The sequence below is a fragment of the Micromonospora sp. NPDC048842 genome, assembly GCF_040649935.1.
Taxonomy (GTDB): Bacteria; Actinomycetota; Actinomycetes; order Mycobacteriales; family Micromonosporaceae; genus Micromonospora; species Micromonospora hortensis.
This window is the reverse complement of record NZ_JBEZGK010000011.1, coordinates 100,536-113,858: the sequence shown is the minus strand read 5'-3', so window position 1 is coordinate 113,858 and position 13,323 is coordinate 100,536. Positions and strand designations below refer to the sequence as shown.

Below are 13,323 nucleotides of genomic sequence, written 5' to 3'. Positions count from 1 at the left end.
CCGGGGTGGCCCGGGTGCGGAGCATGGTCCCGGTTGAACGGGACTCCAACGGTCCTCGACGCGGGTGGGGGAGGGTGCGGGCATGACTGGCGACTTCAGCGATTTCAAGGTGGCGGATCTGTCGTTGGCGGCCTTCGGGCGTAAGGAGATCGAGCTGGCCGAGCATGAGATGCCGGGTCTGATGTCGATCCGGAGGGAGTTCGCCGAGCGCCAGCCGTTGAAGGGTGCGCGGATCACCGGCTCCCTGCACATGACGATCCAGACGGCGGTGTTGATCGAGACGCTGGTGGCGCTCGGCGCGCAGGTCCGGTGGGCGTCCTGCAACATCTTCTCCACCCAGGACCACGCGGCGGCGGCGATCGCGGTCGGCCCGACCGGCACCCCGGAAGCCCCGGCGGGTGTCCCGGTCTACGCCTGGAAGGGCGAGTCCCTCGACGAGTACTGGTGGTGCACCCAGCAGGTGCTGCTCTGGCCGGACGGGCAGGGCCCGAACATGATCCTCGACGATGGTGGTGACGCCACACTGCTGGTGCACAAGGGCGCTGAGTTCGAGGCGATCGGGGCGGTCCCGTCGCCGGAGAGCGCCGACTCGGAGGAGTACGAGGTCATCCTCGGTGTGTTGACGCGGTCGCTGCGGGAGGACAACCGCCGCTGGACGCGGGTCGCCGCCGGGATCAAGGGAGTGACCGAGGAGACCACGACAGGCGTGCACCGGCTGTACGAGATGCAGCAGGCAGGGAACCTGCTGTTCCCGGCGATCAACGTGAACGACTCGGTGACCAAGAGCAAGTTCGACAACAAGTACGGCTGTCGGCACTCGCTGATCGACGGCATCAACCGGGCCACCGACGTGCTGATCGGCGGGAAGGTCGCAGTGGTGTTCGGCTACGGCGACGTCGGAAAGGGCTGCGCCGAGAGTCTGCGTGGTCAGGGTGCGCGGGTCATCGTGACCGAGGTGGACCCGATCTGCGCCCTCCAGGCGGCGATGGACGGCTACCAGGTCGCGACCATCGACGACGTTGTCGAGACCGCTGACATCTTCGTGACCGCCACCGGCTGCTTCAGCGTGATCACCAACGAGCACATGGTGCGGATGAAGCACCAGGCGATCGTGGGAAACATCGGTCACTTCGACAACGAGATCGACATGGCCGGCCTCGCGAAACGCGGCGACGTCGAGCGGATCACAGTGAAGCCGCAGGTGGACGAGTGGCGGTTCGCGGACGGCCACTCGATCATCGTGCTGTCCGAGGGGCGGCTGTTGAACCTGGGCAACGCCACCGGGCACCCGAGCTTCGTGATGTCGAACAGCTTCGCCAACCAGACCATCGCGCAGATCGAGCTGTTCACCAGCACCGACCAGTACGCGATCGGTGTCCACACCCTTCCCAAGCACCTTGACGAGAAGGTCGCCCGACTCCACCTCTCCGCGCTGGGTGTCCGCCTCACCGAACTGACGAAGGAACAAGCCAACTACCTCGGCGTCCCGGTCGAAGGGCCCTACAAGCCCGACCACTACCGCTACTGAGAGGGCCCGTCCGCATGATCGCCGTATCCGGTTCGATCGCGACCGACCATCTGATGCGTTTCCCGGGGCGGTTCGCCGAGCAGCTCATCGCCGGCAGCCTCGACACCGTCTCACTCTCGTTCCTCGTCGACGACCTGGTCGTCCGGCGCGGCGGGGTCGCGGCCAACATCGCCTTCGGGCTCGCCCAACTCGGGCACCGGCCGGTGCTGCTCGGCGCGGTCGGCGGCGACTTCGGCGACTACCGCAGCTGGCTGGAGCGGCACGGGGTCGACTGCTCGGAGGTGCAGGTCAGCTCCGTCGCACACACCGCCCGGTTCATCTGCACCACCGACACCGACCTCTGCCAGATCGCGTCGTTCTATCCCGGCGCGATGGGCGAGCCCGACCGGATCAGCCTCGACGGCGTCGCCGCGCGGGTCGGCGGGCTCGGGCTCGTGATCGTCGCCGCGGAGAACCCGGACACGATGCTCGCCCGCGCCGCCGCCTGCCGCCGGCTGGGCCTGCCCTTCGCCGCCGACCCGTCACAGCAGCTGGCCCGGATGCCGTCGGCCGACATCGAGGCGATGATCAACGGCGCTCGCTACCTGTTGACAAACGAGTACGAGGCGGCGTTGCTGGAGTCGAAGACCGGGCTGAGTGAGGACGACATCCTGCGCCGCGTGGGCGTGCGGGTCGTGACCCTGGGCGCCAACGGGGTACGCGTCACCGGGCAGGACTGTGACTTCCTGGTCCCGGCGGCGCGGGTGGGCCGCATCGTCGACCCGACCGGCGTCGGCGACGGCTTCCGGGCCGGCTTCTTCGCCGCGCTCGCCGCCGACCTGCCCATCGAGCGCGCGGCACAGGTGGGCTGCGTCCTGGCGGCGCACGTGCTGGAGGTTGAGGGCCCGCAGGAATACACGGTCGACGCCGACGCTTTCGAGCGCCGCATCGCCGACTCCTACGGCCCGGACGTCGCTGTCGACGTGCGGGCGCTGGGGCTGGCTCGGGTCTGATCGGGGCCGAGCCGGGCCCGTCTCCCCGGGGCGGTCTTCAGACGATTTACGACGACTAGCGAAGCTCGATCTTGACACAGTGATACCGGATGACTACCCTACGGGCCGATCTGCACATCGGGGGTGTCATCGTGGCGGTGCCGATCGACTTCATGGTGCTCGGGCCCCTTGAGGTTCGCGCTGGCGACCAACGCGTTGAGCTGGGCGGCGAGCGGCAGAGAAGGCTGCTGGCCGGTCTGCTTCTCCGCCACGGTCAGCTGGTGTCCGCCGCGGACCTGATCGCCACCGCCTGGAGCGGGGACCCGCCCGCGACAGCTCGCAACCAGATCCACAGCGGAATTTGGCAGCTGCGTCGCACACTTGATCGCCACGGTGCGGCGCACCTGCTGGATGGCGAGCGCGCCAACTACCGGCTTCGGGTCGACGCGAGTCAGCTGGACCTCGCCCGATTCAAGGACGCCGTGTCCGAGGGGCGACGCCTCATAGCGCTCGATGACAAGCGTGAGGCTGCCGTCGTCCTGCGTCAGGCGGTGTCGATGTGGCGGGGTCCCGCGCTCGCGGATCTGAACGGCATCGTGCTGGAGCGCGAGGCGGCCGTGTTGGAGGAGATGCGCATCGCGGTTCTCGAAGAGTGCCTGGAGTGCGAGCTGACCTTCGGCGGCGGGGCCGCAGTGGTCGCCGAACTGACTGATCTGGTGGCGAAACATCCGCTGCGCGAGCGGCTCGCGGCCATGCTGATGACCGGCCTCTACCAGGCCGGGCGGCAGGCCGAGGCGATCGAGGCGTACCAGCGCGTCGCTTCCACGCTCGCCGACGAGCTGGGCGTCGATCCGGGTGACGAGCTGCGTAAGAGGTACGAGGCGATTCTTCGGCAAGACCGAGTCCTCGACCCGTCGGGCCGTCCAGAGGGCGTCGCCGTTGCGTCCGGCGCCGGTGCGACACCTGTTCGCCCGGCTCAACTTCCTATGCAAGGGGCCCTGTTCGTCGGCCGTTCCGCCAGTCTGGCCGAGTTGGACGCGGCTCTGGCAACCGGTCCCATTGCCCAGCCGCACCCGACGGTCCTGTCCATCGTGGGCCATGCTGGTGTCGGCAAGACGGCGCTGACCGTCCGTTGGGCACATCGGGTCCGCGAGCGTTTCCCGGACGGCCAGCTCTTCGTGAACCTGGACGGGTTCGGCCCGGACGGAACGGCGGCCCTCAAGCCCACCGACGTCCTCCGAGACTTCCTGGAAGCGTTGAACGTCCCGCCGGACCGGATACCTCCCGGGCTCAACGCTCAGGTTGGCCTCTACCGCAGCGTCCTGGCCGACCGGCGGGTGCTGGTCGTGCTGGACAACGCCCGCGACGCGGCACAGGTGCGCCCGCTGCTCCCGGGCACCCCGTCCTGCCTGGTCGTGGTCACCAGCCGAAACCGGCTCACCGGACTCGTCGTGAACGAAGGGGCTCACCCCGTCCCGCTCGGCATGCTGACCGAGGTGGAAGCGCACGAGTTGCTCACCCGTCGACTTGGCGTCGCCCGGGTGGTGCAGGACGCGGGAGCCGTCGACCAGATCATTCGCCGGTGCGCAGGTCTGCCCCTGGCGCTGGCAATCGTCGCGGCGCGTGCGGCCACCGACGCCCAGCTCTCGATCGAGGTCCTCGCCGGTCGCCTCGGGAGCGGTGGAGATCTGGACGTCCTGGCCGGAGACGATCCGCGGTCCGACCTCCGGACGGTTCTCTCCGGCTCCTACAGAGCTCTCAGCCCCGAACACGCCCGACTGTTTCGCCTGCTCGGCCTGCATCACGGCCTGGAGATGGCCGTCTCGACCTGCGCCAGCCTGGCCGGCCTGCCGCTGGAGCAGACCAGCCGACTGCTGGCCGACCTGGTAGCCGTGCACATGGTGGAGCGGCGTTCGACCGACCGGTACGCGCTCCACGATCTCCTGCGCGAGTACGCGCGCGAACTCGTCAATGTCCACGAGACCGAGCGCGATCTGCGCGCCGCGCGGCATCGGATGCTCGACCACTACCTGCACACCGCCCATGTCGCCGATCGCCTGATCTATCCGCACCGGCGTGACTCGATCGACCTCGCAGCGCCGCAGCCCGGCGTGACCACTGAGTTCCTCACCGACAGCGACGCGGCGTTCGCCTGGTACACGCACGAACGGCGCGCACTCGTCACGGCGGTCGACATGGCAGCCTCGAACGGGTTCGACTCGCACGCATGGCAGCTTGGCTGGACACTGACCACCTTCCTGAACCGATGCGGGTGGTGGCACGAGTGGGCTGCGGTCGAGGCCACGGGTCTCGTCGCTGCGCAGCGGCTGAGGGACCGCAGGGCCGAGGCCGGCTGTCATCGCGGCCTCGCCAACGCCCACACCCGCCTGGGGCACTACGAACGTGCCCGCCAGCACCACGGGTCTGCCTTGAAGCTGTACGTCGAGATCAGGGACCGAACCGGCCAGGCGCAGGTCCACAGCAATCTGTCCTGGTTGGCCGAGCGTCAGGGAAGTTACCGCGACGCGCTGTCGCACGCTCAACAGATGCTGCACCTCCATCGGCACACGGGCCTCGAATCGGGCGAGGCAAGCGCACTCAACGCGGTCGGGTGGTATCACAGTCTGCTGGGGGACCACACCCGCGCTCTTGACTACTGCGGACGCGCCGTTGCTCTCACGCAACGCCTGGGCGACCTCCACGGTGAGGCGTACGTGTGGGACAGCCTGGCCCATGTTCACCACCAAAGAGGCGACCACGCGCAAGCGCTCTCCTGTGGACGGCGCGCGGTCAACCTGGCTGCGGAGGTCGGTGAAACCACTCTCCACGCGAGCGCGTTGGCCCGCCTCGGCGACACCTATGAGGCCGCGGGTGACCTGGCCACCGCGTGGAAGGTGTGGCATCAAGCCTTGGATGTCTATGACGGACGTGACGAGGTGCAGGCGGCAGCCATTCGAGAAAAGCTGAAGGTCAGCATCTACGGCTCCTGACCGCCCGCCAGTTGCGACACCCAGACACGCCCCCAAACTCGGGCATCCAACCCATCGACGAGCGTTCACACCTTGGCAGCGATGCGCGCCTCCGCTAACGTCCATGGGAACGCTCCCATGAACTTGGATACATCTATGTGATCTGGAGGCAACACGTCGTGGCTATCCTCTCCTCGCTCCGCCGCAGATCGGCGGCCATCAGCGTGGCGGCTGTCGCGGGCGCCACCGCCGTCGGCGTCTGCCTCGCCGTCAGCAGCGCCTCCGCCGGCACGCTGTCCGGGTCGCTCTACCGTGACCCGAGTTCGGCAGTCGTCCGCTGGGTCGCCGCCAACCCCGGCGACTCCCGTACGGCCGTCATCCGCGACAAGATCGCGAGCCAGCCGCAGGCGCGCTGGTTCGCCAACTTCAACCCCTCGACAGTGCAGTCCGAGGTCTCCGGGTTCATCGGTGCCGCCAACGCAGCGCAGCAGATCCCGGTCCTGGCCGTCTACGAGATCACCAACCGGGACTGCGGCGGGGCCAGCGCCGGTGGGGCGCCGGACCTCAACCAGTACCAGACGTGGGTGTCCAACTTCGCCAGGGGACTGGGCAACCAGACCGTCATCATCATCCTGGAAACCGACTCGCTCGCTCTGCTGACGTGCCTGAGTGGCGCCGAGATCAACGCGCGCAACGAGGCGATCTCGACGGCCACCCGGACCATCAAGTCAGGTAACCCCAACGCCAAGGTCTACCTCGACGGCGGCCACTCCACCTGGAACAGCGCCGGTGAGACGGCCAACCGGCTCCGGGCAGCCGGCGTGCAGTACGCCGACGGCTTCTTCACCAACGTGTCGAACTACAACTCCACCTCCAGCGAGGCGAACTTCGGTCGGGCCGTCATCTCCGCTCTCAACGGCATGGGGGTCTCGGGCAAGCGCCAGGTCATCGACACCAGCCGTAACGGGGGCGCCAGTGGGGACTGGTGCGGCGACGACAACACCGACCGGCGCATCGGGCAATACCCGACGACCAACACGGGTGACGGCAACATCGACGCGTACCTGTGGGTGAAGCCGCCGGGGGAGGCGGACGGCTGCCGCTTCACGGCCGGTTCGTTCCAGCCCGACCTGGCCTTCAGTCTGGCCAACGGCGCGCCCAACCCGCCCACCACCACCCCGCCGACGACGCCGCCGCCGACGACCACTCCGCCGACCACGACCCCGCCGACGACCCCGCCGCCGAGCACCACGCCGCCGGCCGGTGACGGCTGCTACGCGTCGATCGCGGTCAACCAGTGGGCTGGCGGTTTCACAGCGAGCGTGACGGTCACCGCCGGCAAGTCGGACATCAACGGCTGGACCGTGAGCGTCGCGCTGCCCGGCGGCGCGGTCACCAGCGCCTGGAACGCGCAGGTCAGCGGCACCAGCGGGACCGTAGGGTTCACCAACGTGAGCTACAACGGACGGGTCCTCGGCCGGCAGTCGACCAACTTCGGCTTCCAGGGCACCGGCACCGGCCCCGGCGTGTTGGCCGACTGCGTCACCAGCTGATCTCAGCGGATGCTGCGGCCCGGCGCGAAGGACCACTCTCCGCGCCGGGCCGCTCTGCGCCACCCAGGTGAAGGCCCAGGCCGCGCTCGCGCCCGTAGCTCAGGGGACACCGCGCCATCTATGTCCGCACGCTGGTGGCCTGCGGCTCCTCGGCATCGCGACTGCGGCTCGGTCGTACCGACCAACTGCTGCGGTCAGGCCTGTGGTTCCCCCCTCTCCGGCGGGACAACTCGTGGCCGGCGAGCATCGCGATCGCCACGGCCGTCAGCAGGCCACCGAACAGTGGGATGACGCGCACCCCAGCCGTCGCCAGCAGACCCGCGCCGATCAACGAGCCGGCCGCGAGCCCGAAGTTGAACGCGACACTGAGGCTGGCCGACGCCATGTCGGTGGTCGACGGGGCCACCTGCATGACGCGGTGCTGGACTCCCGCGATCAGCGAACTGAACGACATCCCCGCCACGGCGAGCAACGGGATCGTCAATACCTTGCTCGCGCCAACTCCGTAGAGGCCGAGCATCGCGGCGCTGAGGAGCCCGAGCAGAACCAGCACGACACCGAGCGGAAATCGGTCCAGCACCCGGCCGACCGCCCAGGTGCCGGCGACGCCGAACGAGCCCTGGACGAAGAGCAGCAGGCCGAGAGACGCCGCGGCGAACCCGCTGACGTCCAGGAGGAAGACGGTCATGTAGGTGAACGCGCCCATGGCGCCGGTGACCGCGAGGACTGTGGCGAGGAGGAGCACTACGAAGCGTGGCCGGTCCGGCATCGGCCCGATGTCCCCCGCACTCTCTTGCGGTGTGACGCTCGGTAGGAGCAGGGCGACCGCGACGCAGGTGACGAAGCCGAAGACGGCCATCGCGACGAAGGCCGCCCGCCACCCGGCCTGCCCGCCCAACCAGGTGCTCAGCGGTACGCCGAGGACCGGGCCGAGAGCGTTACCGATCGACAGCCGAGCCACGATGCGGCCTCGGATGTTCGCGGGGAACATCGAGATCGCCACCGGGAACACCACAGCCCAGAAGACGCCGTTTGTGGTGGCGGACACCAGCCGCGCGGCGAGCAACACCTCGTAGGAGGTTGCGAAGGCCGACACCGTCGTCGCCGCGGCGAACACACCGAGGGCACCGGCGAGCAGCGGGCGCCGGGGCACACGCCGAGTGACCCGGGTCAGGGGGAGCGCCACAATCATGACCACTGCGGCGTACCCGGTCACCAGCAGACCGGCCTCGGACCTGGAGCGTCCCAGGTCTGGCGCGATCAGCGTGAGCAACCCGATCGGAAGCACCTCGGTGGTGACGTAACAGAAAGTGGCTGCGGACAACGCGGCGAGGGCATAGACCGCGCGTCGTCGGTGCACCATTGGCGACCTCCCAGATTCCGGACAAGGTGTAGCAGTCATCCGTCACGCACGGAGCGCGGTGATTCCGTCTAACTAGGTTTAGACGGTAGCATAGGCAGCCATGTATCCCTCGACGTTGTGCGCTTCGAGGCCGTATTCGCCTGCCAGTCGGGGGTGCGGGGCGGCGCAGTGGACGCGAGCCCAGCCAGGCGAGTCGCCACTGCCTGCCGTCCTCACAAGAAGTTGGCGCGGCACATGTGGATCGAATCGCGGGTCGAGAGCGGGTGAGAGATGTGGGTGCCGAGGTTAACCGTCTTAGACGGTTTAGGTGGTAGCATCGCTAGATGCCTCTCGACGTATGCCAGCTACCGTTGGTCGGCGGGCACCCCGCACTCGATCTGGTCAACACGCTGGAGCGAGGGGGTGGGTCGCCGCACGACTTCCTGTCCGACAGTCCCGCCCTGCTGCGCTGGTCTGCTCGGGTGGGCCTGATCAGCGACGCCGAGGCCGACCAGGTGGGCCGGGCGTGGCGCGACGAGCCTGCGGCCGCGCACGCGGGGCTGGCCGCCGTGCGGGACATCCGTGAGGGGCTGAATCTCGTGATGCTCGCGGCGATCACCGACGCGGACGATGGCACGGCGGGCGACCCCGTCGCGGCCGGTGCCGCACTTGTCGGACTGCAGCAGCGCTGGTCCGGCGCGGCCGTCCGAGCGAGACTCGTGCTCGACTCGTCGCAGGTGCGACTGGTCTACGGCACGGTGCCGGCCATGCTGGTGCCCGACCGGATCGCCGAGGCCGCCTTCGACGTCATGCTGACGGCCGACCTGACCCGGGTGCGCCGCTGCCCGGTGCTCGAGGGTGGCTGTGGCTGGCTGTTCCTCGATCAGAGCCGCAACGGTTCCCGCCGGTGGTGTCGCATGGCCGACTGCGGCAACGCGGTGAAGGCGCGACGACTCACCGAGCGCCGCCGTGCCGCCCGGCCCTCCCGCGCCCAAAAGGTGCGCCGAAATCGATGACGGGCCGGATCGACCAGCGCCAGGCACGGCGGCGGGCTGATTGGACCGACCACCGGCTATGGCAGCGCAAAGATGGCGTGCGGGCCGGTCATCAGGAGCTTGAGCAGCGAAGATCCGAGGTTGCCCTTTGGCGAAGCGTGCCCGCTTTGGCATTAATTCAAAATGACGAGCAGTATCCCCAGATCACGTTGCGTTTCTTGCGAATTAGCCCCATGCTAGCCCCATGACAGCCGCAGCCCGCGTCATGGATGAGCAGACTATCCTGCCCGATGCCGCCAACAGTGCGGAAGTCGTAGACCTTCTTCAGGTCCTACGCGACCGTGGCCACAACGTGCCCGAGGCGCGAGCACGCCTGGTAAGCGCAGACGGGACTAGCACCAAGCCCCTACCCGACGGCCTGCACGACATCTTGGTCAAAGCGCTTGAAGCCTTAGCCAGTGGCTACGCCGTCACAATCGCTCCGCAACACACGACCCTCACTACCCAGCAAGCCGCAGACATGCTCGGCGTATCACGGCCAACCCTCACGAAGCTGCTGGACGAAGGGAAGATTCCGCACGAGCGGCCCAACAGCCACCGCCGCATCAAGCTGGCCGACGTGCTCAAGTACCAAGAACAGCGGCGGCAGGAGCGGCGGCAGCTGCTTCAGAGCATGACGACAGAGAGTCTTGACATGGGGCTCTATGACTTGCCAGTCAGCAACCTTGAGGAAGGCATCGACGACAGAACGTGAAGCCGAGCTTCCGCCAGGCGTCTGCGCCGCCTAGGCTCACTTGGTGCCGTTCTCTGTCCTACTCGATGCGAACGTCCTAGTTCCAAACGCGCTCCGCGACACTCTATCTACGCATCGCAGAGGCGGACTTTTACCGTCCGCTTTGGAGCCAGGACATCCTCGTCGAGACTAGGCGGACAATCTTGCGACTATGCCCGGCGTTGACACAACCCGGCTCGACAAGATGTTTATGTGCATGAACGCAGCGTTCATTGACGCCCTGGTGACAGGCTACGAGTCCCTCATTGCGGGAATGACGAATGACACGGGTGACCGTCACGTCCTAGCTGCGGCCGTCGCAGGCCGGGCGGACGTCATCGTAACCAACAACGTGAAACACTTCCCCCAGGATGCGGTAGGTCCCCTGCACATCGAAGTCATGAGGCCCGACCAGTTTCTGTGCCTGCAGTACGACCTGACCCCAGTCCCGATTGTGGAGATCATCAAGAGGCAAAGCGCCGATACTGGCCTCGCCGCCGGCAAGCCCCAACTGAACGTTGACGAGTTGCTTGATTGTCTCAGCAGGGGCGGTACGCCTAGGTTTGTCGAACACATCCGAGGTCACCTGGCAGCAGCGAGGCGCCGACCGCGCGCCCCGAAAGCGCCCACGCCTCGCCTCGTCGAGTCGACGCACACCCTGGACAGGTCCCCCGCTCCCGATCGGGACGGCCAGTAGTCGCAGAGCCAGTTCTGGCCGATCTTCACGGTGCCCCCGGCAGGATTCGAACCTGCGACACACGGTTTAGGAAACCGATGCTCTATCCCCTGAGCTACGGGGGCGCGAGTGGTCAGTGTAACGACCTGCGGGTTCACCTGGGGTGGCAGGGAGTGGCCCACGTTCGCCCACGTTCCCGGTACCCCTGTTCTCCCAGCCCAGGACCACACCTGGAGCACACGAACCCCGGTTTGCGACCGGCGGTCGGCCGCGGTGATCCGCGTTGGCACCGGTTGACCCCGGTTGGCATCCGCTGGAGAGCACACACCGTGCACATCATCGATGATCATGATGCGCGCATCCCCAGCCCGGGCCCGCCGGCCGTAGACCGGGCAACGGACGGCGGTGACCGACGCGCTGTCAGCCCTCGGCCTCACCCGCGCCGAAGGCGAGGCCCGCCGAGCACGTCGGCGGACGCTTGGTCCATGGGGTTGTGCTTCCGGCCTTTGAAGACGACCCCACCCTGATGCCTACGGCGACGGCCTCCATCAGGTGTTCGCGCATAGCCGAGTTAAGTGCGACCCTCATGTGCTGCTAGCGATTGATACACCTACGCGACCTTGCGCGAGCCGCTGGCCTACTCCTCAGTGGCAGTCGCGCCGGCTTGCGTGGACGGCGACGACTGGCCGAGGATCAACGCCTTCAGGTCGGGGTCGTCCAACTGGCCGGCGACGACCCGTCGTTCGAGTTCCATGAAGTCCTCGTTGCCCGGCGAACACTTCACCGCCCTGTCGATCGCTGCAAGGGCCAACGTGGGCGCGCCGTCACTCAGCAGGCGGTGCGCGACGAGCGCCCAGAGCGCCGAGTCCACTCGTGGCGGCAGCTCGACGTGCTGGCGCCGCTTGAGTTCCTCATATCGCTGTTCGGCGAGTTCGCACAGATCGTCCAGTGACCAGGGCGGAGTGTAGCCGAGCAGCGCCCCGACGGTGAACGAGCACATGCTCGGCACTTGAAGCTCCGCGAGCGCTGCCTTCATCACGGCGTCGGGCGCGGGGCGGTGCAGCTCGGTCGCCATCACGCGGTGCCATAGCAGATATATGGCCAGCATCGGTTCGCGGCTCGCAGGACCACGGTGCGTGGCCAGCATGTCCTCGATACGTTCGAGCGCCGGCCGCATATCGACTCGCATGTGCTTGTCGCGTCCGGCTAAGACTTCGATGACGTAGCCAAAGAATTCGCCGGCCCTGGCCGCCACGGTGGACTTCGTCATCGACTCGGGATTGCCGAGGTAGAACTCCGCTGCCAGCCGGACGTGGATGACGTTGGGCAAATTCTCACGCCACCGAAACGTTCTGTCGAGATCGGTCGGACTGCGGTAGACGAAGGTCCTGATCACGTGCCGGGCCAGCCGGTTAAGGCCTTCATGGGTGAGCATCGGCCCGGCCCTCGGCACGTCGATGGTGTGGGCGCCACCGGCGTGGAGCCAGGTTTCCCTGCGGAGTTCCCGCAGCTCGTGAATGCTCTTGGATCGGGTGGTGTAAGACTGGGTCACGAGTAGTTGCAGGGCGGGCTCGGTCACGGGCCGGATCACTCCGGCGGCTTCCTGACGGAAGAAGCTAGGACGGACGTGGCTGAACATGAACGCCCTGTACCGGGCGGCAATGCCAACCTTGTCCGCCGCCAGGATCGCCGACCGCACCTGTTCGGCATGGTCCTCGCTCAACTCCGCGAGGACGGGGCTGAGGATTCGCTTCTTCTCGTGCGGGTAGCGGTCCCAACCCGTATCCAGGACGCGCGTGCCGGCCGACATCGATTCCAGGGCCGCGACGTAGTCGGTGTAGGCGAGCGTGGGGTCTTCGGCGACTCGCTCACTGGCGGTGACGATGCGGCGCATCGCTTTGATGGCTCGCTCGTACGCCTCGCGGTGCAGGGCGAGCAGGCGCGTCATGAAGGCGAGCAGGTCCTCGATGTCGGCGGGACTCAGCACCAGGTGCGGCGTGAACGTGCGAGGCAGGACGTCGGCGGGAACCAACCGTCGGGTCGATGCCGACGGTTCATTGATGAGCCGGTCCGCCTTTTCCCGAATTAGGGTGAACGTGGCGTTCAGCGCGAAGGACAGCACCACGGCAAGGTCTTCGGCGATCTCGTCCCCGCCGGTTGAGATCATGAAATCCTCGGTGCCGTCAGGCAGGACTGCTTCCAGACACTCGGTGAACTCCAGCAAGACTGTGTTGACCCGCTGACGATCGGTCGCCGGGGCCAGATCGCCCACCGGCATAGCGACCAGCCCGACCACGGAGAAGTCCGCGTTGGTGTAGAGAGTTCGCCGATGCTTGGTCTCGTTCAGCGCGACGTCACCGAAGTACATCCCCGTGATGACCTGAAGCACGTCACGATGATCGCACGGCGTTCGTTCCGAGCATCACTCCGACGAGTGAAGCTGACGGACGCCGGCCCATAAGACCCTCAGCGGCCGGCGCCGGGGATTCCTCGGCGGCAGACCTAACTGAGGGCGCA

Annotated in this window: 9 protein-coding genes and 1 tRNA gene; 6 read left to right on the top strand and 4 right to left on the bottom strand. The window is 67.4% G+C overall.

The window, feature by feature from the left end; genetic code table 11:
* Positions 1 to 82: 82 nt before the first annotated feature.
* From ahcY to AB0C19_RS17770, 4 genes are all read left to right on the top strand, one after another.
* On the top strand, positions 83 to 1,528 hold the full coding sequence (gene ahcY, locus AB0C19_RS17785) for an adenosylhomocysteinase (RefSeq protein WP_357186219.1): 1,446 nt from the start codon (positions 83 to 85) through the stop codon (positions 1,526 to 1,528).
* A 14-nt stretch (positions 1,529 to 1,542) separates the two neighbouring features.
* Complete coding sequence (locus AB0C19_RS17780) at positions 1,543 to 2,520, top strand: carbohydrate kinase family protein (protein ID WP_357186216.1); 978 nt, start codon at positions 1,543 to 1,545, stop codon at positions 2,518 to 2,520.
* Positions 2,521 to 2,651: 131 nt separating this feature from the next.
* Positions 2,652 to 5,489, top strand: coding sequence for a BTAD domain-containing putative transcriptional regulator (locus AB0C19_RS17775; RefSeq protein ID WP_357186213.1), 2,838 nt, complete (start codon positions 2,652 to 2,654; stop codon positions 5,487 to 5,489).
* Positions 5,490 to 5,647: 158 nt separating this feature from the next.
* A complete protein-coding gene (locus AB0C19_RS17770; RefSeq protein WP_357186210.1) occupies positions 5,648 to 7,021 on the top strand; it encodes a glycoside hydrolase family 6 protein in 1,374 nt (457 codons plus the stop codon).
* A gap of 118 nt (positions 7,022 to 7,139) precedes the next feature.
* Here the strand turns inward: AB0C19_RS17770 and AB0C19_RS17765 are convergent, their stop codons facing one another.
* Complete coding sequence (locus AB0C19_RS17765; RefSeq protein ID WP_357186207.1) at positions 7,140 to 8,384, bottom strand: MFS transporter; 1,245 nt, start codon at positions 8,382 to 8,384, stop codon at positions 7,140 to 7,142.
* Between the two features lie 323 nt (positions 8,385 to 8,707).
* On the opposite strand from AB0C19_RS17765, the gene AB0C19_RS17760 reads away from it, so the two are divergent.
* The gene (locus AB0C19_RS17760; protein ID WP_357186204.1) at positions 8,708 to 9,379 is read left to right on the top strand and encodes a CGNR zinc finger domain-containing protein; all 672 of its coding nucleotides are present in this window, start codon (positions 8,708 to 8,710) and stop codon (positions 9,377 to 9,379) included.
* Between the two features lie 223 nt (positions 9,380 to 9,602).
* On the top strand, positions 9,603 to 10,112 hold the full coding sequence (locus AB0C19_RS17755; RefSeq protein WP_238683669.1) for a helix-turn-helix domain-containing protein: 510 nt from the start codon (positions 9,603 to 9,605) through the stop codon (positions 10,110 to 10,112).
* A gap of 322 nt (positions 10,113 to 10,434) precedes the next feature.
* Here the strand turns inward: AB0C19_RS17755 and AB0C19_RS17750 are convergent, their stop codons facing one another.
* From AB0C19_RS17750 to AB0C19_RS17740, 3 genes are all read right to left on the bottom strand, one after another.
* Positions 10,435 to 10,716, bottom strand: coding sequence for a hypothetical protein (locus tag AB0C19_RS17750; protein WP_357186200.1), 282 nt, complete (start codon positions 10,714 to 10,716; stop codon positions 10,435 to 10,437).
* 142 nt (positions 10,717 to 10,858) lie between these two features.
* Positions 10,859 to 10,931: transfer RNA gene (locus tag AB0C19_RS17745), tRNA-Arg, on the bottom strand.
* Positions 10,932 to 11,443: 512 nt separating this feature from the next.
* Positions 11,444 to 13,195 carry a hypothetical protein gene (locus AB0C19_RS17740; protein WP_357186197.1) on the bottom strand — a complete coding sequence of 584 codons (1,752 nt, stop codon included), beginning with the start codon at positions 13,193 to 13,195 and terminating at the stop codon, positions 11,444 to 11,446.
* Positions 13,196 to 13,323: the final 128 nt, after the last annotated feature.

What these genes read in the sequence shown, in the direction of transcription:
- ahcY (WP_357186219.1), top strand. Translation starts at nt 83, where the DNA reads ATGACTGGCGACTTCAGCGATTTCAAGGTGGCGGATCTGTCGTTGGCG.
- AB0C19_RS17780 (WP_357186216.1), top strand. Translation starts at nt 1,543, where the DNA reads ATGATCGCCGTATCCGGTTCGATCGCGACCGACCATCTGATGCGTTTC.
- AB0C19_RS17765 (WP_357186207.1), bottom strand. Translation starts at nt 8,384, where the DNA reads ATGGTGCACCGACGACGCGCGGTCTATGCCCTCGCCGCGTTGTCCGCA.
- AB0C19_RS17760 (WP_357186204.1), top strand. Translation starts at nt 8,708, where the DNA reads ATGCCTCTCGACGTATGCCAGCTACCGTTGGTCGGCGGGCACCCCGCA.
- AB0C19_RS17755 (WP_238683669.1), top strand. Translation starts at nt 9,603, where the DNA reads ATGACAGCCGCAGCCCGCGTCATGGATGAGCAGACTATCCTGCCCGAT.